Source organism: Shewanella corallii (assembly GCF_023349125.1).
GTDB lineage: Bacteria > Pseudomonadota > Gammaproteobacteria > Enterobacterales > Shewanellaceae > Shewanella > Shewanella corallii.
In genome coordinates this window covers 73,437-91,688 of sequence record NZ_JAKIKT010000006.1, presented here as the reverse complement: position 1 = coordinate 91,688, position 18,252 = coordinate 73,437, and the positions used below count along the sequence as shown (strand labels likewise).

The 18,252-nt window shown below is 49.9% G+C and carries 17 protein-coding genes; 11 read left to right on the top strand and 6 right to left on the bottom strand.

What is annotated here, in order from left to right; translation table 11 throughout:
* Positions 1–5 precede the first annotated feature (5 nt).
* The 4 genes from L2725_RS15185 to mutM all read left to right on the top strand — a co-directional run bounded on the left by L2725_RS15185 (position 6) and on the right by mutM (position 4,166).
* The gene (locus L2725_RS15185; RefSeq protein ID WP_249249706.1) at positions 6–1,796 is read left to right on the top strand and encodes a bifunctional molybdopterin-guanine dinucleotide biosynthesis adaptor protein MobB/molybdopterin molybdotransferase MoeA; all 1,791 of its coding nucleotides are present in this window, start codon (positions 6–8) and stop codon (positions 1,794–1,796) included.
* Positions 1,797–1,805: 9 nt separating this feature from the next.
* Positions 1,806–2,789: a GTP 3',8-cyclase MoaA gene (gene moaA / locus L2725_RS15180; RefSeq protein ID WP_249249705.1), complete on the top strand. Its 984-nt coding sequence runs from the start codon at positions 1,806–1,808 to the stop codon at positions 2,787–2,789.
* Between the two features lie 70 nt (positions 2,790–2,859).
* Positions 2,860–3,309, top strand: a complete 450-nt coding sequence (locus L2725_RS15175) for a hypothetical protein (protein WP_249249704.1) — start codon at positions 2,860–2,862, stop codon at positions 3,307–3,309.
* Positions 3,310–3,350: 41 nt separating this feature from the next.
* Positions 3,351–4,166: a bifunctional DNA-formamidopyrimidine glycosylase/DNA-(apurinic or apyrimidinic site) lyase gene (mutM, locus tag L2725_RS15170; protein WP_249249703.1), complete on the top strand. Its 816-nt coding sequence runs from the start codon at positions 3,351–3,353 to the stop codon at positions 4,164–4,166.
* A gap of 67 nt (positions 4,167–4,233) precedes the next feature.
* Here the strand turns inward: mutM and L2725_RS15165 are convergent, their stop codons facing one another.
* Both L2725_RS15165 and coaD read right to left on the bottom strand, forming a co-directional pair.
* Positions 4,234–5,706, bottom strand: a complete 1,473-nt coding sequence (locus L2725_RS15165; protein ID WP_249249900.1) for a capsule assembly Wzi family protein — start codon at positions 5,704–5,706, stop codon at positions 4,234–4,236.
* Positions 5,707–5,764: 58 nt separating this feature from the next.
* On the bottom strand, positions 5,765–6,247 hold the full coding sequence (gene coaD / locus L2725_RS15160; protein ID WP_115136543.1) for a pantetheine-phosphate adenylyltransferase: 483 nt from the start codon (positions 6,245–6,247) through the stop codon (positions 5,765–5,767).
* A 369-nt stretch (positions 6,248–6,616) separates the two neighbouring features.
* Here coaD and L2725_RS15155 point away from each other — a divergent pair, with 369 nt between their 5' ends.
* The 6 genes from L2725_RS15155 to L2725_RS15130 all read left to right on the top strand — a co-directional run bounded on the left by L2725_RS15155 (position 6,617) and on the right by L2725_RS15130 (position 12,666).
* Positions 6,617–7,828 carry a glycosyltransferase family 4 protein gene (locus L2725_RS15155; RefSeq protein ID WP_249249702.1) on the top strand — a complete coding sequence of 404 codons (1,212 nt, stop codon included), beginning with the start codon at positions 6,617–6,619 and terminating at the stop codon, positions 7,826–7,828.
* 29 nt (positions 7,829–7,857) lie between these two features.
* Positions 7,858–8,238 (top strand): HAD-IIIC family phosphatase, encoded by a 381-nt coding sequence (locus L2725_RS15150; RefSeq protein ID WP_115136544.1) that lies wholly within the window; start codon positions 7,858–7,860, stop codon positions 8,236–8,238.
* On the top strand, positions 8,229–9,806 hold the full coding sequence (locus L2725_RS15145; protein ID WP_249249701.1) for a capsular biosynthesis protein: 1,578 nt from the start codon (positions 8,229–8,231) through the stop codon (positions 9,804–9,806). The genes L2725_RS15150 and L2725_RS15145 overlap by 10 nt, the downstream gene beginning before the upstream one ends.
* Positions 9,807–9,808: 2 nt before the next feature.
* Complete coding sequence (locus tag L2725_RS15140) at positions 9,809–10,534, top strand: glycosyltransferase family 2 protein (RefSeq protein WP_249249700.1); 726 nt, start codon at positions 9,809–9,811, stop codon at positions 10,532–10,534.
* A gap of 4 nt (positions 10,535–10,538) precedes the next feature.
* Positions 10,539–11,519, top strand: a complete 981-nt coding sequence (locus L2725_RS15135) for a WavE lipopolysaccharide synthesis family protein (protein ID WP_115136547.1) — start codon at positions 10,539–10,541, stop codon at positions 11,517–11,519.
* A 175-nt stretch (positions 11,520–11,694) separates the two neighbouring features.
* On the top strand, positions 11,695–12,666 hold the full coding sequence (locus tag L2725_RS15130) for a WavE lipopolysaccharide synthesis family protein (protein ID WP_249249699.1): 972 nt from the start codon (positions 11,695–11,697) through the stop codon (positions 12,664–12,666).
* Positions 12,667–12,713: 47 nt separating this feature from the next.
* Here the strand turns inward: L2725_RS15130 and L2725_RS15125 are convergent, their stop codons facing one another.
* From L2725_RS15125 to L2725_RS15115, 3 genes are all read right to left on the bottom strand, one after another.
* On the bottom strand, positions 12,714–13,805 hold the full coding sequence (locus tag L2725_RS15125) for a glycosyltransferase (protein WP_346429392.1): 1,092 nt from the start codon (positions 13,803–13,805) through the stop codon (positions 12,714–12,716).
* Positions 13,802–14,809 (bottom strand): hypothetical protein, encoded by a 1,008-nt coding sequence (locus L2725_RS15120; protein WP_249249698.1) that lies wholly within the window; start codon positions 14,807–14,809, stop codon positions 13,802–13,804. Before L2725_RS15120 ends, L2725_RS15125 begins: the two co-directional genes overlap by 4 nt.
* Before the next feature lie 91 nt (positions 14,810–14,900).
* Positions 14,901–15,947, bottom strand: coding sequence for a glycosyltransferase family 9 protein (locus tag L2725_RS15115; RefSeq protein WP_249249697.1), 1,047 nt, complete (start codon positions 15,945–15,947; stop codon positions 14,901–14,903).
* 91 nt (positions 15,948–16,038) lie between these two features.
* Here L2725_RS15115 and L2725_RS15110 point away from each other — a divergent pair, with 91 nt between their 5' ends.
* On the top strand, positions 16,039–16,827 hold the full coding sequence (locus tag L2725_RS15110; RefSeq protein WP_249249696.1) for a 3-deoxy-D-manno-octulosonic acid kinase: 789 nt from the start codon (positions 16,039–16,041) through the stop codon (positions 16,825–16,827).
* A gap of 80 nt (positions 16,828–16,907) precedes the next feature.
* On the opposite strand, the gene waaA is transcribed toward L2725_RS15110, so the two are convergent.
* Positions 16,908–18,185 (bottom strand): lipid IV(A) 3-deoxy-D-manno-octulosonic acid transferase, encoded by a 1,278-nt coding sequence (gene waaA, locus L2725_RS15105; protein WP_249249695.1) that lies wholly within the window; start codon positions 18,183–18,185, stop codon positions 16,908–16,910.
* Between the last annotated feature and the right edge of the window lie 67 nt (positions 18,186–18,252).

Here is an 18,252-nt window from a genome sequence, read left to right as displayed (position 1 = left end):
TAAATATGAGTATTCCATTCACTAATCCACTACCAGTGCCAGTATTGGGCTTTTGTGCCTACTCAGGTACAGGCAAAACCACTCTGCTCACCCAGCTGATCCCTGAACTGAATCGTCGCGGTGTCAAACTGGCTGTGATTAAACATGCTCACCACAACTTTGATGTGGATATTCCGGGCAAAGACAGTTACGAAATGCGCAAGGCTGGCGCCCGCCAGATGTTGGTTGCCTCCCATGTGCGCTGGGCATTGATGACAGAAGATGCCGTGGAAGGCGATCCAGAGCTGCCACACCTGCTCAGCCAGATTGAAGCCGACAAGGTGGATATGGTTCTGGTGGAAGGTTTTAAAAAGCTGGAGCTGCCCAAGATTGAGCTGCACCGCGCCGCCCACGGCAAGCCGTTTATTCATACCCATGACGATAATATCCTTGCCGTTGCCTGCTGCGATGATACTGAGCTGCCGGCTGAAATGACCCGACTGGATCTGAACAATGTTGCGCAAATCGCAGACTTTGTTCAGCAGTACGCCGCAAACTGGCAGCCTAAAGCTGTCGAGATGCCAATTGTTCCCGCCTGTGAGCTGAATGCAGACAACACCTCTTCTGTCGCTCAGGGCATTGGTCATATCCTCAGTTGCGTATCTCCGCTGACCGAAAGCGAGACTGTCTCTCTGGATGAGATGGACAATCGGGTACTGGCGAAAGACGCCATCTCTCCGGTTGATGTTCCCCAGCAAACCAACTCAGCAATGGACGGCTACGCCTTCGCGCTGGCGGCACCAAACACTGAGTACAAACTGGTGGGCGAAGTACTTGCCGGTCATGGCTATGCCAGTACTCTGCAGCCGGGTGAAGTAGTTCGCATTATGACAGGTGCTCCCCTGCCTGCCGGTGCTGATACAGTGCAGCCAAGAGAGCTGGCCACCGAAGCCGGTGACACAGTGACCTTCAGTGGCGAACTGGAACAGGGTCAGCATATCCGCCTGGCCGGTGAAGATATCGCCAAAGGCGCCACTGCACTGGCTACCGGCACCCGTCTGGGGGCGGCCGAAATAGGTCTGCTGGCCTCTTTGGGGACAGCTCAGGCAACTGTGGTTCGCAAGCCTGTGATTGCCGTGTTCTCCACCGGAGATGAGGTCTCCCAACCCGGTGAAGCACTGGCTGAGCACTGCATTTATGACTCCAACCGTTACACCATTAAATCCATGGCCCGTCGTCTGGGCTGTGAGGTGATCGATCTGGGGATTATTGAAGATTCTGATGAAGCGCTGGAAGCCGCACTGACTGACGCCTCGACCAAAGCTGATGTGATTATCAGCTCGGGTGGCGTGTCTGTGGGCAACGCCGACTTTATCAAAACCGTGCTGGCCCGTATCGGCAAGATTAACTTCTGGCGTATTAATATGCGTCCGGGACGTCCATTGGCTTTCGGTCAGATAGGTGACGCTCTGTTCTTCGGACTGCCGGGCAACCCTGTAGCAGTGATGGTCTCCTTTCTGCAGTTTGTGCAGCCTGCACTGCGTAAGCTGGCCGGTGAAGCCCAATGGCAAAACCAATTTATCCCGGCCATTGCCGATATGAAACTGCGCAGTCGTACCGGTCGTACCGAGTTCCTGCGTGGTGTCTATCATATGGGGGCGGATGGTCAGCTGCATGTGGCCACCACAGGTGCTCAGGGCTCTGGCATGCTCAGCTCAATGGTCAACGGCAATTGCTTGATCATTGTCGGTGAAGAGGCTGACTCAGTGGCACCGGGTGAGCGGGTGTTTATTCAACCTTTTGCCAATCTGCTGTAAGGATTCAGTGTGAGCCAGTTGGTCGACCGCTTCGGAAGGCGGGTTGAGTATCTGCGCCTGTCTGTTACCGACAGGTGCGATTTCCGATGTGTATATTGCATGGGAGAAAACCCCTGCTTTTTGCCAAAAGAGCAGGTGCTGAGTCTGGAAGAACTGGCATGGGTCGCTCAGGCCTTTACCGAGCTTGGCGTAAAGAAGATTCGCCTCACCGGTGGTGAACCTTTGGTGCGCAGTGACTGTGTGCAACTGGTCAGCATGATCTCCAGCCTGCCCGGCCTGAAAGAGCTGTCGATGACCACCAATGGCTCCCGTCTGACCAGGCTGGCGAAACCACTGCGGGAAGCTGGCCTCAACCGCCTCAATATCAGCCTGGATACTCTGGATGCAGAGCGTTTTTCAGCTCTCACCCGTAACGGCAAGCTGGAGCGGGTTATTGCCGGCATTGACGCAGCGCTGGATGCTGGCTTTCAACGTATCAAGCTCAACGCCGTGGTACTCAAAGGCCAGAACGATGCTGAAGTACTGGATCTGGTGGATTTTTGTCGCTCACGCAGCCTTAACATCGCCTTTATTGAGGAGATGCCTCTGGGAGAGATGGATGAGCGCAAGCAAAGCCGTCACCTCAGCAGTGATGATGTTCGCGCCATTATCCAGACCAAATATCCCCTGACTTTGTCCGATGCCCGCACAGCCGGTCCTGCACGATACTATGATATGGCCGACAGCGACTGCCATATCGGCTTTATCTCTCCCCACAGCCACAACTTCTGCCATGAATGCAACAGAGTCCGGGTCACTGTAGAAGGTCGATTACTTCTGTGTCTCGGTAACGAGCACTCAGTGGATCTCAAGGCGATAGTGCGTGAGCACCCGGGTGATATCGACCGGCTGAAACAGGCCATTATTGACGCCATAGAGCTTAAGCCGTTGAAGCATCACTTTACCCATGATGGCACTCAGGTGTTGAGGTTTATGAACGTCACCGGCGGCTGATGCTTTTATCTGAGCGGGTTATCCAGTTACACTTGCTCATTCCAATGCAGAACAGGGATTTCAAACGCTTATGGCTATGAGCCGAAGAAAATGGAATAACATCATCATTATTGCCTGCCTGATGATGATAGGCACGCTCACCATATTGGATAACCGCACCAAACAGCTTCCCGAAGACGCGCTGTCTTTGTTTGACGACAATGCGCCTTTAACCCAATTGCAGATGCAAAGCGAGTGGTTGAACAAAGGGGAGTCAGGTTGGCAGTGTGCATCCCAGGTGCTCAATTGTGCCGAGTGGAGCAAAGCCTGGGCGGAACTTAAAGTGTCAGCACTGGCACAATCACCCGAGCTGTTTTCCAGTCCAAAAGAGCTGATGATTCAGGTCGCGACCTCACCTGATGGCCTGGTGTGGCAGTTCTACCCTGAACAGGGACTGTTAAAATCGGCCTCCGGCAACTGGTATGAAATCCCCCCCAGTCTGCGTCACAATCTTGAACCTATTATTCGAGCCGGCAGCTGAGTTCAGCGCCAGGGCAAATCTGCTGCTGAGATGGAGAAGAAATGCCAGAACTACCTGAAGTTGAAGTCACCCGTCAGGGTGTCGCCCCCTACCTGGTGGACCACAAGGTTACCGATCTGATTGTTCGTAATGCCTCTCTGCGTTGGCCGGTACCGGATATTGCGGCCAATATTGTCGGTCAGACGATTCGCAGCGTGCGTCGACGCGCCAAGTATCTGCTGATAGATACCGACGCCGGTACCACAATCGTGCATCTGGGCATGTCAGGCAGCTTGCGAATTGTTCCAGCCTCCACCCCCGCAGCAAAGCACGACCATATCGATCTGGTATTGGAGAATGGCCGGGCTCTTCGTCTTAATGATCCCCGCCGGTTTGGTGCCTGGCTCTGGTGTGAACTGCCGGAAGAGGTGCATCCACTGCTGCAGAAACTTGGGCCAGAGCCGCTGTCAGATGCCTTTGATGTCGACTACCTTAATGAGGCGTTAAAGGGTAAGCAAAAAGCGATCAAACTGGCACTGATGGACAACCATATTGTGGTTGGTGTCGGCAATATCTACGCCAATGAGGCCCTGTTCGCTGCCGGGATCCATCCCGAAGCCAAGGCAGGTAACATCAGCAAGAAGCGCCTGTCACTCCTGGTGGACGAAGTAAAACGGGTGCTGGCCCATGCCATCAAACAGGGCGGCACCACGCTGAAGGACTTTACCAACGCCGATGGCAAACCCGGCTACTTTGCCCAAAAGCTGCATGTTTACGGCAGAGGCGGCCAAACCTGCACTGAATGTGGCGGCATGCTGAAAGAGATTAAGCTGGGTCAGCGAGCCACTGTGTTTTGCCCGGTTTGCCAGAAGCGCTGATTGACCCGCTCAGCAGATAAAGTAAAGGCGCCCGGGGGCGCCTTTGTCAATATGAAGTTATTTATTGTCAGAACCTATACTCATAGGTGCCAAACACAGTGGCGTTGGTATCTGAGCTATCAGTCTCTTCAAATTCTGAGTTGGATACAGTTCCACCCAGGCTGACCATGCCATACCAGAGTGGCATGCGATAGCTCATCTCCAGCATCAAGAGGTCCTCCTTGGGACGCTTGGGAGCCCACTCCGAACCAGGATTCTTGCCATCCTTGTTCAGCTGGGCGTAACGTACAAATGCCTTGAGACCATGGCTGTTCTGATACTGGCCAATCAAGCCCATTACATAGACGTGGGAGTCTGAATCATAGGTCGAGCCCAGTGAGCGACCATAGTAGCGGCTGCCGCTTTGATAAATACTGTGCTCATAGAAGCAGTTAAACGCATTCTGATCCTCGCCACAGGCTCGCAAAGTGTCTGTGTATTCAAAGAACAGTTTGTACTGCTGCTCCTTACCACCAAAACGTGTATCTGCACCATAAAGGTAACCACAGTCCGCCAAATCCAGAGGGCTGGGTCCACTCGAGTCTTCACAGGTCTTCTCTAGATACAGGCCAACCGGAACTTCCCAGAAGGTATCGCTATAGCGGATATCAAAACCCGCCATCTGATTACCTAAACGGGTATTAAGGGCTGGATCGCAGTTTTCGTCACCGTTGGCGCACTCTCCACCTCCGGAAATCGCATCCCACCAACTGGACAAGCTACAATCCTGACCTTCGCCGCAAAATTGCATAGTCCAGGAAACCCCAATTTCCAGCTGTTGCAGCGGGCGCACAGTTCCACGCATACTCCAGAGCAATGCATCGGGTACAGCACGCTCTTTCTCCATCAGGCTCACACCTGAAGTCAGCGTCCAGGGACCAATCCAGGACAGCCACGGAGTTTCAAAGCCATGGGCATCATTCCGGCTGACCATAACTGTCGGCATTGGCCTGGCATTGCTGCTCTTAATTAACCCGGTATCGAAGCCAGGTCCCCACCATTGAGATACTGTTCCGGCCGTAAACACCCAATTACCCAGCACCATAGACACGTAAGAGTCATCCAGTCGAACCTCTTCTTCTCCCGGACGCAAGGCTTTCTCTTCGTCAGACATATAGTTGGCTGAACCAGAAACCTTAAAAGCGAAGCGCTCGCCCACGTAATCATATGACGCTTTGAGCTCACCTTGCTCTCGATAGTCTGAGCCAAAGTGTTGGAATCGGGCCGGATCGCTGGCGAAACCAGCTTTGATACTCGCAGGACCACGATTATCAATGGCATTGCGATAATAGAAGTTAACCCGCGCAAAGGTTTCCATCAGTGCAGGCGACAGCATGGAGGGTTCGACTTTTTCCAAATCTTTTCCTATGCCTGACCACATCAAGGGAAAGGTATTAACCGGCACGGTAATTACACCAGCATCAGCCAAGGCTTGAATATCAGCACGCAGATAAATATCGGAAGTATCAACCCATGGAGCAGACCAAGCAGGCACTGCCATAAATCCAGAGGCGACTGCAGCAGCCTTCAGTATCTTTTTCACGTTTTATTACTTCCTGTTATTTCTTCAACGAGGCCAGCAGGGCCTTAACAACTTCCGGGTGGCAGAATTGAGCGACATCGCCACCATGCAGTGCCACCTCTTTAACCAGGGTGGACGAGATAAAGGAGTTTTCCTCAGCCGGAGTCAGAAATACACTTTCCAGTCCAGGACTAAGACGGCGGTTCATATTGGCCAGTTGAAATTCATACTCAAAATCTGAAACTGCGCGCAAACCGCGCACCAAAATTCCAGCCTGCTGCTCTTTGGCAAAGTCCACCAGCAAACCGGTAAAGCCTACCACCTCGACATTACTCAAGTGAGATGTCACCTTTTCGACGAAACTGACGCGTTCAGCCAAAGAGAATCTGGGTTGTTTGGAAGGGCTGGCCGCCACACCGATCACAACTGTGTTGAACATCTTTGAAGCCCGCTCAATAAGGTCTGTATGCCCGTTAGTGATAGGGTCGAAAGTTCCCGGATAGATGGCGCGCGTATGCATAAGCATTTCCATATGTTCAGATCAGGTAATTGAATAGAGATCCTACATTTTCGATAGTGTTTTGTGAATATTGTCTCTCCTGCAATGGGAGAGCAATCGGCTGCCAATCCAATAGTTCTATCTGCACGAGTAGTCAGCCCCCATTACCCTGGCGCCAAAGCAACACAAGTAACACACAAAAACAACCACTGATACACACGGAGACAACCAGCGCACAGCAACGCCAGCACACCACGATCACATTAAGAACACAAACAACCAGAGTTCCATTAAATTTAAGACTTAATCGCCCTCAAAGCTCAAAAATACAGCGATGCGTGATAGAATCCGACGCCTTTTCAGTGACGTCAGAATTTTAGGGTGGTATCTGTGTCAAAAATCCGCGTAGCGCTGTTGGTTGATGAATATTTTGGTGGTGCAAAAACCAAATTTGGTGGCTATGGCTTTCTGGCCAGAAATCTGGTGGCCAAACACTTGCCAGGCAAAGATGTCGAAGTAGAAGTACTGCTTAAAAAAGACTGCGGTAAGGTACGACTTTTCCCAAAGTGCCACATGATCGATGGCATCAAGGTCTACAAGCTGGCAGCAAGAGCATTCGACCTGATTAACAGCCTGTTTTTGAGACAAAAAAAATACGACGTGTTTCTTTCCATCGAATTGACCACACACTCCTATCGCATATTCAGCAAAGCTCCGGGGAAAGATAAAAAGCTATTGCTGTGGATCCAGGACCCTCGGCCCGTTTATGAGTGGGATGAAATTGAGACAGTAAAACTGTTTCCAGAGCACAGCTACTGGGATGCTGAAGTTTATGATTTTGTGCATGAATACAATAAAACAGGCAATTTACATTTTATCAGTCAGGCAAAATTTTTGGATCAGAAAGCCAAAGATTTGTACCGCTTACCCATAAATACACCGATTCGGTATTTGCCGAACCCAATCGAGATTGATTACAGCTTTGATGTAGAAACTTATCAGAAGCAAAACAGCGTGATTTTCCTCGGTCGCATTGAATCAGTAAAGCGTGGTTGGTTATTTGCTGAGATAGCCAAAGCGATGCCTCAATACGAATTCTATATGCTGGGTCAGGCGCATCGCCAGGCAGATGAAAACAATGCCGTAATGGCTCCCTACATGGAGATACCCAATCTGCATTTTGTTGGGCATGTAGAAGGTGAGCGGAAGAATCAATTGATTAGAGATGCCAAGGTCTTGGTCAATACCTCCATTCATGAAGCCTTACCTGTGTCTTTCCTTGAAGCTATGGCATACGGCACCCTGTTGGTGAGTTGCCAAAACCCTGACGAACTGACTGAGAAATTCGGAGTTTACACTGGAAAAGTGTTGGGCGATGGCTTCGATAAACTGCCTCTGTTTATCGACGGTATCGAGAAACTGATGACCGATGATTATTTGCGGCAGCAACTTGCTGAATCTGCGGTGAACTATATCAAACGGGTTCATAGTCTGGATAAGTTCAAAGCGGATATGACTGATGAACTGAAGCATTGCGCAAATGCTGACCATATGGCTTCTGTCGATGATGAAACTGGTTCTCTGCAGGAGCAGCAAGTATAGTTAAGCTTTCTTCAGCTGCGGCAAGATAGATGAAACGCTTAATAGTTGATTTAGACGGTACGCTAACCCAGGCAGACACCAGCAATTATAGTGAAGTATCCCCGCGTTTGGATGTAATCGCCAAACTGCGGGAATACCAGCAACAGGGCTTTGAGATTGTGATTTCAACAGCCCGTAACATGCGAACATACGAAGGAAACGTCGGCAAGATTAATATCCATACGCTGCCAGTGATCACAGCATGGCTGGATAAGCATCAGGTACCCTATGATGAAATCCTGGTAGGTAAACCTTGGTGCGGTCATGAAGGCTTTTATATCGATGACAGGGCAGTTCGACCTGCAGAGTTTGCCCGCCTTACTCAGGAACAAATAGAGCAACTGATTGTCGAAGATAAAGTATGTATTTGATCACCTCAGCAGCCTTTATCGACTCCGAGCTCCAGTCAGAGTTTGGTCCCCTCCCCCCAAGTTTCCTCCCGGTGGGGAATAAGCGCCTGTTTCACCATCAACTGGCGTTAATCCCCAGTGGCAAGAGAATTCTACTCACGCTCCCGGAAGGCTTCTGCCCTGGACCATATGACAGCAAAACACTGGCAGAAAAAGGGGTCGAAATCCTGTATCTGCCAACCCGCCTCAGCCTTGGAGAATCAGTAGTCTTCGCGTTAAACCTGATTGAGTTTGACCCCAAAAAACCACTTCATATTTTGCATGGTGATACTCTCTTCAACGAGCTTCCCACTGATACAGACCTGATCGGTTTAAGCCAGGTAGAAGATAATTATGACTGGGCTGAATATGATGCTGAAACAGGCTTATTGAATAAGTACCAAGCTGAACTTCCATCACAAAGCGAACTCATTGTTAACGGTTTCTTCAGTTTTTCAGCGCCCAAAACATTAATACGACATATTATTACTGCTGGTTGGGACTTTATTGACGGGTTGAACGGTTACATCAGAGATAAAGGGCTGACCCCCTGTCAGTTTGATAAGTGGTATGACTTTGGTCATAGCCAAACCTATTACCAGTCCAAAACCCGCATGACAACACAGAGAGCCTTCAATGAGATGGCTATTGCTGGACATGTTGTCACTAAATCAAGTCAAAAGAAGTTCAAGCTTGCGGCAGAGGCTAACTGGTATCAGTCTATCCCCGGCCCTCTGCGCATCTATACACCGCAATTGCTCGCTACCGAGGAAACCAGCAGCCATTTTGGTTATAGCATTGAGTATCTGCATCTGACAGCATTAAACGAGCTCTATGTATTCAGCCAACTACCAGCATTTGCCTGGAAGAAAATACTCAAAGCCTGTTGCCAGTTTCTTCAGGATGCTGCCAGCTACAAAACTGAACCACAAGCGTCATTTCACGAGCTGTTCGCGGGTAAAACTCAAGACCGGCTAAAGGAATTCGCGCTGCAGTCTCAATTCGATGTTCAACAACCACTTATAGTAAACGACACCCCTAAACCCAGCCTTGTTGAGCTGGCTGAAGGCAGCCTTGCATATCTACCAGTGGATAATAATCAGATGAATGTACTGCACGGCGATTTTTGCTTCAGCAATATCCTGTATGACTTCAGAACCTGCAGCATCAAGGTCATTGACCCCAGAGGGATCAACGCCCGTAACCAACAATGTATTCATGGCAATACTCTCTATGATGTCGCCAAGCTGGCCCACTCGGTTATAGGGCTTTATGACTCCATCATTGCTGGCTACTTCAGAGCGGAATACAAAGAAAATGCCCTGCACTTCGATATCGCGGTAACCGAGCGCAGAGAGCAGATTATGGCCGACTTTGTTGAGCAGATGCGCTGTCATTTTGATATCAATGAAATCCAACTCTGTGCCATGCAAATTCAGCTGTTCATTTCCATGTTGCCGTTGCACTGCGACCGCCCTGACAGGCAACTTGGCTTTATCGGTAACGCCTACCGCTTGTATGACAAGATTAAAACACTGTCGGAAAAATAATAATGATAGTAATCCCTATGGCGGGCCTCAGCTCGCGCTTTTTCAAAGCCGGGTATGACAAACCCAAATACATGCTCCCTGCACACGGCATGCCTTTATTTGACCATGCGCTACTGAGCTTTAAAGCCTACTTCGACTCCGTCCCTTTCCTGTTTATTGTCAGAGATGTATTCCAGACCCCAGAGTTCGTTAAAACGCGTTGCCAGCGTTTAGGTATCAAATCATTCGATATCGTCATACTTAACGACGAGACCCGAGGACAGGCTGAGACGGTATTTCTAGGCCTCGATAACGTAACAGATGACACCCCACTGACAATTTTCAATATAGATACCTTCAGACCCGACTTTGTGTTGCCGCAAATAGTCAGCCAAAGTGACGGTTATCTGGAAGTGTTCAGGGGGGAAGGCAGTAATTGGTCATACGCTAAACCAGAGTCTGCTGAGAGCACCCGGGTTATTGAAACCGCGGAGAAAAACCCCATATCAGATCTTTGCAGCACCGGCTTATATCACTTTAAAAGCGCCGGAGACTTCAAGCGTATTTTTCAACTTGAGGCAGAACGCCCGGCATCTGAGTGGCAAAAGCAGGAGCTCTATATCGCTCCCCTCTACAATTATCTAATCAAAGAAGGGAAACAGATTCACTATCACCTGATCGATAAAAGTGAAGTTATTTTCTGTGGTGTTCCGCAAGAGTATCTGGATTATTTGGACAGGAAAGTATAGACCTATGCCTCAGTTTCCAGATATCAGTGTAGTGATTCATGGGCCCGTTAATGCCTTGCCGGAAAGGGGGATGGAACAAGGTATTACCTTACTTGGCATCAATTCTGTCAGGCAACATCTCCCGGGGGCCAAGATAATCCTATCGACCTGGGAAGGACAAAATGTTGCCGACCTGGATGTCGATGAAGTGGTATTAAATCAGGATCCCGGTCCCAACATCATGGGTTACTATCCTGATGGATTGCCCTACAAGGAAAATAATAACCGTCAGATTGTTGCAGTCAGAGAGGGGCTTAAAAAAGTCAGTACCCGATATGCTGTCAAGTTACGCAGTGATAACTATTTGCTGCATTCAGGTTTCGTGGGGCTGCAACAAGCATTTCCAAAGCGCAGTGAAGTACTGAAACTACTTGACGAAAGAGTGGTGGTTTTACACAGGTTCACCAAGATGCAAACTGCTGGTAGACGTATTGTCAGGCACCTGTGTGATTTGTTTGCATACGGACTGACCACGGATCTGCTTAAAATGTGGGATATCCCACTGCAACCTGACTACCCTTACAATCCAGACATAAAGGGTAAGTCCCAATACGCCTATTTCCCGGAAAGAGTGCTGTCCACGGAACAATTGTTCTGTAGCAAATGGCTGACCAAACTAAACCCGGACTCCAGGATGCTTAACTTTCACCACGACAGTGATGAGAGTCTCCTGCGTGAATGGCAATTGCTGCTGTCCAATAATCTGATTGTTGCAGAAGCTAACAATGCGGGAGTCGCAACCACAGCACGCCTTAAAGCAGACAAAAGTCGCGCCAATGAAATCTCCTCAGTGGAGTGGCAAGCTCTGTACCAAAAATATTGTGACACCAGCTATTATCTGCCTCAGCAAAGGTTCTGGATGGAAACAGGTATCTACCGCCAGATAAAAGCACCGTTTGAAATCATCAAACAAAGCTTGAAGAAGCCAAAACCACTTAATAACTGACCTCATTACGTACCATCATTTCGGCAATAGGAGGTTCAGAACCTTACATATCCCCCTGAACCTCTGCCCTAAGACTTAATCCGCAATCGCTCACAAAATTAAGCAAATCAACTGATTTACATTAAAAAAGTAGTACCATACGCTTAATTAACTCGCGTACTACAGTTGTTTCCTAATGGTCATCGAATTTAAAGATATCAGTGTCGTTGTTCAGGGGCCGGTGCAGGCTTACCATGGGCGGGCTCAGGAAACAGGCATCACACATAAATGCCTGCAGAGCATCCGTGAACATCTGCCGGGAGCGACAATAATTCTATCAACCTGGGCAGGACAAAACTGCGAAGGCCTGGAACCAGATCTTTTATTGTTAAATGAAGATCCCGGCCCAACCATCTCATCCTACGACGCACAGGGAAAACCCGGCTATCTCAACTTTAATCGCCAATTAGTGTCCAGTGCTGCAGGACTTCGTGAGGTCAAGACACCTTACGCTGTAAAGTTAAGGTCAGATAACTTTCTGACCAGCAGCGATTTTGTCAGGGCCCAGCAAGCCTATCCCCAGCGTTGCCTAGCCGATAGCCTGTTTCAGGAGCGGGTGGTGGTAAATACCAGCTACTTCAGGCGCTACTGTGATGGGCAGAAAGTGGTGATGTTACCCAGTGACTTTTTTCACTTTGGTCGAACCATGGACTTGCTGGCAATCTGGGACATCCCTCTGTTTAAAGATCTGCCCTTTGATGAAGAGCGACGAGGTCACCCCCAGCACAGAGGCGCACCAAATACCTGCCCCCATGCGGAACAAATATACTGCAACACCTGGTTACAGCAGCTATCTGCGGATGTCCCCTATCTGGAACACCGACATCATGCTACGCCGGAAATGCTGGAATATTGGGATAGGTTTATGGCGTCAAACTTTGTGGTACTTGAACCACAGCAGATCGGGCTGGGATTGATTGACAGGTTTATCCCAAGGTCAAAGCGCCCGAATGAGATAAGCCACCTGGACTGGTTACTCTTTTACAAGAAATATTGCGACTCCAGTTACCCGGCGTCTAATGTAGAGCTGTTTTACTCAATTGGCTGGCGGAGACTACTGAAAATGCCATTGAGTCACTTAAAACATCGATTAAAACAAGGTAAATAAAGCAATGAAAAAGGAGCCACAAGGCTCCTTTTTACTACACATAATCCTTAATTGATTAAAGCGAGGTACTTTTCAGCAACGGTTTGAGCGCCCACCTGAGCCAATATCTTGGCATTGGAGCAATCAGGATAGAAATCCAGGGCATTATCCAGTTTTTCAGCGAGAGCCAAAGGATCCCGTCGCGGCACCAGATACTGCTGCAACTCATCCAGCAGAATCTCCTTGGGCCCGTGATCGCAATTAGTGCTAACCACGGGCGTGCCAACTGCCAGGGCTTCAATCAGCACGGTTGGCAATCCTTCATAATCTGAGCTCAATGCCAGCAATCTCGCCTGCTTAATCCAGGGATAAGGATTAGTCTGAAATCCTGGCACGATCACTCTGTCTTCGACTCCATACTTACGAGCCACTTTCAACGCTTTCTTTTTATTGTTGCAAAGTAGTACCAAAGGCAATGTGTGTTTCATACTGGCCAACGCCTGAAACAAGATGTCATGGCGCTTTTGCCGTGCAAATCGCCCAACATGCACCATGTAGTCCCCGTCAGGTATCCCTTGGGCAGACATGTTCGCTTGCGTGGCAATGCGTTCCAATTCGAATGGGTTATAAATGGTTTGCATCGACGCTGGGTGAATTCTTGCTTTAGACGCGATTTCACCGGCAATCCCATTTGACACGGTAATCAAATGCTGACCATTCAGGGCTTTCTTGGCACGAATCATATCCCAGTATGCAAATGGCCCCAGCTTTCGCTGCCTTGCCAATTCCTCTTCAACAGAGTTGTGCACCACAAAATACAGCGGGGATACTTGAGTTCTGGACATCAGCAGATTGGTTTTATCCAGATTAGACAGGAACAGGTCAAATTTACCAACCTCTTGCTGCACCTGGTCGATAAACTGCTTCAGCCGCGCAACGGACTGGCTAAGTTTCCAAAAGCTATCCAGGTTTTTTTCGTTCTGGGCAAAACAAAAATGTACTGGAATATTGGCAGGCACTTCGTGATGACAATGATTCTGTAAAACCAGTAAATGAGGCTCATGGCCCAGCTCTATAAGACTGGAAGCCAAGGTCAGCATCACTTTTTCAGCACCACCGCCAGCCAGACTGTCGATCGCTATCGCAATTCTTTTTGTCACTTGTCATCTCCCAGCAATCGCTTTATTTCGGCCATGCCAATTTGCAGCCCATTCATTCCCGGGCTGGTATCCATCTTCTCTTTCAACTGCTGTAGGCAAGCCTCAGTCAGCAGCTGCTGGTATGCCATAAGCATCGGCTTTTCTTTGGTTTCACAGGCTAAAATCAAGCCTTCCTGTTCACAGGCAGCAATACGGGCAGGCTGATCCTTTGATACAGGCGCAGTCAAAGTAGGAACTTTCAATGCAATAGCCTGGAGCAGAGTATCCCCCCCGCTGAGCACTGCGGCCTTGGAAGCAGCAAGCAGATTGATAAATTCTGCGTTGGACAATGCAGCTACCGATATAACGCCTTCAAACTGTTGCATGGGGCCGGGATAATTGGGGCCGAAGACCATAAGACTTTTCAGACCTGAGTCCTGATAACCAGATTTGGCGGTCTCAGCAAAGATATCAGCAGCCAGCGAATCACCAACCTTGTGGCCACCAGAGCCTGCATTGAAGATCACAAACTCGCCGGCAGTCAGGCCATATTGTTTAAGCAGCTCAGATTGGAGTTCAATATCAGGATTAGTAAAAACCGGGCCGGTAAAGATAGGCTCCTGCTTGCCAATTAGCTTAAGCTTAAACTTATCCAAAGCAGAAACAGGACCGATAACAAACTCTGGCTGCACTACCCAGTGGCTGTCTGTCACCATGGCGCGGCCAAGCTTCATACCACGACTGCGCTTACGCTTGTGCTGACTGATAAAAATCACTTTGGCACCAAGTTTATGGGCCTGTTGTAATTGAGACTTTCGTCCTGAAGCATCAAACACCACCAGCTCAGGCTTAAATGTCTGCATCAGTTGGTTCACCGCCTTAACTTCCTTGGTAGGGCTTTGATCCAGCAAAGTGGCGGGATAAGGACATGAAGATGCATAAGGCGCCTGACGGCTTAGTACAAATTGAATGTCTGCATCCGGCCACTGCTGACGGATAGCATCCGCCAAAATAACGGAGCGCATGTATTCGCCAATTCCTTCCGCTGAAGAAACGGGAACGAACAACACTCTGGGAGACCTGGACATATAACTTCTCTCGAATTCAGATTCAGATTCAGATATCAAGCTTGGCAACCACAGCATCGAAGTTTTGCTTAACCGACTCCACACTTATCCGGCTCATCAAATCACTGCCTTTAGCACGTTTACCCCAGGGGATTTCACCTGCAGGGTACTGCTCACGGACAACCTCATGGTACACACTGGCGACATAATCACGGTATAGATAAGGACCAGTGCGGCCCGGGTTGGAGTGGGCATACAAACCAATCACTGGCGTCCCCTGGGTGACCGCCATATGGGCCGGGCCGGTATCCGGGGCGATAACCAATGATGCCTGCTTCAGCAGAGCCAGCATTTGAGTCAGACTGGTTTGTCCAACCAGATTGGTCAACTCAGTGTTGGAGTGACTGATGATGTCGGCTGACAGCTGTTTTTCCAGCGCACTGGGACCGCCACACAGATAGACCTTAAAGCCTTTCTCTACGGCATAATCTGCAATGGCAGCGTATCTGTCAGGCATCCAATTGCGCTCAGCTTTACTGGCTGCAGGGCAGATAATCAGGGCCTTGCCGCCGTCTGGAATATGGGATTTGGCAAACTCAGTGTCAGCCTCCGGCACAGGAATATTCCATTTGAGCTCGGTGTCCTGCACGCCAATTTTACGGGCAAAGGCCATAAAGCCATCCAGTACATGGGGAGAGTCCTGAGCCTCTACCCTTTCATTGGTCACCAGAAACTGCCCCTCTTTTGCGCGGGCACGGTCAAAACCAATACGGATTTTGGCCGGGATCATCAGTGAAGCAATAGTTGCCCTCAGTGCCACCTGCATATGCAAAAGCACATCAAACTTCTGGCCCTTAAGGGCACTGCGCAACTCAAGGTAACTGCGCCAACCTTTGGATTTATCGAAAATAACAAACTCGATGCCGGGCAGGTGCTTGAGCAGTTGATACTCCACCTTGCCTATCACCCAGGTAATCGCCAGATCGGGATATTGGCGCTGAATCGCCTGCACCATTGCAACTGCGTGGCACACGTCGCCAATGGCGGACAGGCGCAACACACACAGTGACTTCATTTCAGACAAATTCAGGCTCATAGGCAGGCTGGTCGCTCTCAAAGCTAAATAAATGCAAGGCGTGGATCTTAATGTAGAATAGCGCCAGGTTCCACGATCTTGCCGATATTCTATGCCGTCTGAATTGAAAACATTACCTCTAACTGCTGGCTCTCACTCTGGCTCATCCCATTCCAATGGCTGGTTGGTGCTGGCAAGCGATCTCAGCGGCGTTACAAGCGACTGGTTTGATTCGGAATTCTGGCAACAACAAGATGCCATTGAGGGTACATCCAAGGGGCGCTACACCACCTGGTTTATTCATTATCAGCCACAGCAGGCTAATGAACACTGGGTGCTGAGACACTACTGGCGCGGCGGCCTGATGGCCAAACTGTCCAAAGATACCTACTTTTATACCGGCCTCGAACGTACCCGCCCGGCAGCAGAACTTAAGCTGCTGGATATTCTGTTTAAAGAGGGCTTTCCGGTACCCAGACCCATAGCCGCACAAATCCGTAAACAGGGTCTGGGATACAGTGGTGATATCCTGATTGAACGTATTCAGGGGGCCAAAGATCTGGTGGCAGTACTGTCAGAGCAGGAAATGGATGAGCAGCAGTGGCAGGCGTTGGGTGAGTGTATTGCCCAGTTTCACAATCGCGGGGTTTTCCATGCCGATTTGAATGCCAAAAATATCCTCTTGTCTCAAGAAGGCTTCCACCTGATTGACTTTGACCGTGGCGCAATTCGCCCCGTGGCCCATCACTGGCAAGCTTCCAATCTCGACCGCCTGCACAGATCCTTCAAAAAAGAACAGGGCAAATGCCCACAGCTGGCATTTACTGAGGAGAACTGGATGTCACTGCTGAAAGGCTATAACGGTACCAACCGGGCCAACTCAAGAGTCAGTCGCCACTGAGCACAATCGGCTACTTGTCAGCTAATTACTATGACACCGGTCCTGCACATCTATCTCTCCCCTGAGTCTGATGCACAGACTCAGTTTAGATAATTATCCACCAGCGCAAACTGGCGTTGCAGTGCGCCCCGGTTACGCTCCAAAACTTCGAAGCCCCCCTTACCGGCTAACTCTCGAATCGCGGCACTCGAGGCCAGCGCCAGCACTTTGGTAACAAGCGCTTCGGCATCCGGCACCACGCTCAGGTTGCCAGCTTGCTGCAGCATTTCAGTGATCTCCAGAAAGTCTCTGTAGTTAGGTCCCATCATCACTGGCAAGCCCAGTGCGGCGGCTTCCAGCGGGTTATGACCACCATGGACGATCAGACTGCCACCCACAAAGGCAAAATCAGCAGCACCATACCATTTGAGCATCTCCCCCATGGTATCCCCCAGCAGCACCTGAGTATCCGCTCCAACGGGTGTACCTTCACTGCGACGCACAAATTTCAGACCACTTGCCACCAGTGCCTCGGCGGCATTATCAAACTGCTCCGGATGACGGGGCACCATAATCAACATGGCGTGGGGGTACTCAGTAACCAGCGCTTTATGGGCTGCAAGCACAGCATCAAACTCTCCGGGGTGGATACTGCCGGCAACCCAGAGTGGCACATCGGCTTTGTGCCACTCAGTGCGCATCGCCATTGATGTGGGGCGCAACCGGGTATCCAGCTGCAGATCAAACTTCAGGCTGCCACATACCTGTACTTTGTCACCTGGCACCCCAAGCTCAACATAACGCTCAGCTTCTGCCTGTGTTTGCACCGCAAGCATATCCAGCTTACTCAACATGGGACCGGATATTCCCGGCCACTTCTGATACTGGGCAAACGACTTGGCAGACAGGCGGCCATTGGCCAGTATCACTTTTGCACCACTGCCGGCGGCATAGTGAATTAAATTGGGCCACAACTCAGTCTCCATAATGATGCAGACTTTGGGACTTAACTGCCGGATAAAGCGCTTGATACAAACAGGCAGATCAAATGGCAGGTAACAGTGCTGTACCCTTCCCGCCTGCAGCTCGTTGGCAAAGGCCTTCACCACCTCAGCAGAGCCGGTCGGGCTTGAAGTGGTAATTGTCAGGGTCAATTCAGGGTGTTGACTCAGCAATCTGCGGATTAGCGGCACGGCGGCCAGCGTCTCCCCCATGGATACCGAATGCAGCAGCAGATCGGTAGAGCGTAACGAGGTCATGCCAAAACGCTCACCCCAACGCTTTTTATAGTCAGGGCTTTTTCGACCACGCAGGGCCAGATACAGCAATAACAGCGGGCTCAGCAGAGTAACAAGAATTGAATAACCAATACGGTTCATGGAGTTGCCGGGTAATTGGGTTTTGCCTGTTGAATTGCCGCAATGCTAACATAAATCCTTCGCTCCG

Excerpts from the sequence above, each read along its gene's own strand:
- L2725_RS15185 (WP_249249706.1), top strand. The coding sequence starts at position 6 with ATGAGTATTCCATTCACTAATCCACTACCAGTGCCAGTATTGGGCTTT.
- L2725_RS15175 (WP_249249704.1), top strand. The coding sequence starts at position 2,860 with ATGGCTATGAGCCGAAGAAAATGGAATAACATCATCATTATTGCCTGC.
- mutM (WP_249249703.1), top strand. The coding sequence starts at position 3,351 with ATGCCAGAACTACCTGAAGTTGAAGTCACCCGTCAGGGTGTCGCCCCC.
- L2725_RS15165 (WP_249249900.1), bottom strand. The coding sequence starts at position 5,706 with ATGGCAGTGCCTGCTTGGTCTGCTCCATGGGTTGATACTTCCGATATT.
- coaD (WP_115136543.1), bottom strand. The coding sequence starts at position 6,247 with ATGCATACGCGCGCCATCTATCCGGGAACTTTCGACCCTATCACTAAC.
- L2725_RS15150 (WP_115136544.1), top strand. The coding sequence starts at position 7,858 with ATGAAACGCTTAATAGTTGATTTAGACGGTACGCTAACCCAGGCAGAC.
- L2725_RS15145 (WP_249249701.1), top strand. The coding sequence starts at position 8,229 with ATGTATTTGATCACCTCAGCAGCCTTTATCGACTCCGAGCTCCAGTCA.
- L2725_RS15140 (WP_249249700.1), top strand. The coding sequence starts at position 9,809 with ATGATAGTAATCCCTATGGCGGGCCTCAGCTCGCGCTTTTTCAAAGCC.
- L2725_RS15135 (WP_115136547.1), top strand. The coding sequence starts at position 10,539 with ATGCCTCAGTTTCCAGATATCAGTGTAGTGATTCATGGGCCCGTTAAT.
- L2725_RS15130 (WP_249249699.1), top strand. The coding sequence starts at position 11,695 with ATGGTCATCGAATTTAAAGATATCAGTGTCGTTGTTCAGGGGCCGGTG.
- L2725_RS15120 (WP_249249698.1), bottom strand. The coding sequence starts at position 14,809 with ATGCGCTCCGTTATTTTGGCGGATGCTATCCGTCAGCAGTGGCCGGAT.
- L2725_RS15115 (WP_249249697.1), bottom strand. The coding sequence starts at position 15,947 with ATGAGCCTGAATTTGTCTGAAATGAAGTCACTGTGTGTGTTGCGCCTG.
- L2725_RS15110 (WP_249249696.1), top strand. The coding sequence starts at position 16,039 with ATGCCGTCTGAATTGAAAACATTACCTCTAACTGCTGGCTCTCACTCT.
- waaA (WP_249249695.1), bottom strand. The coding sequence starts at position 18,185 with ATGAACCGTATTGGTTATTCAATTCTTGTTACTCTGCTGAGCCCGCTG.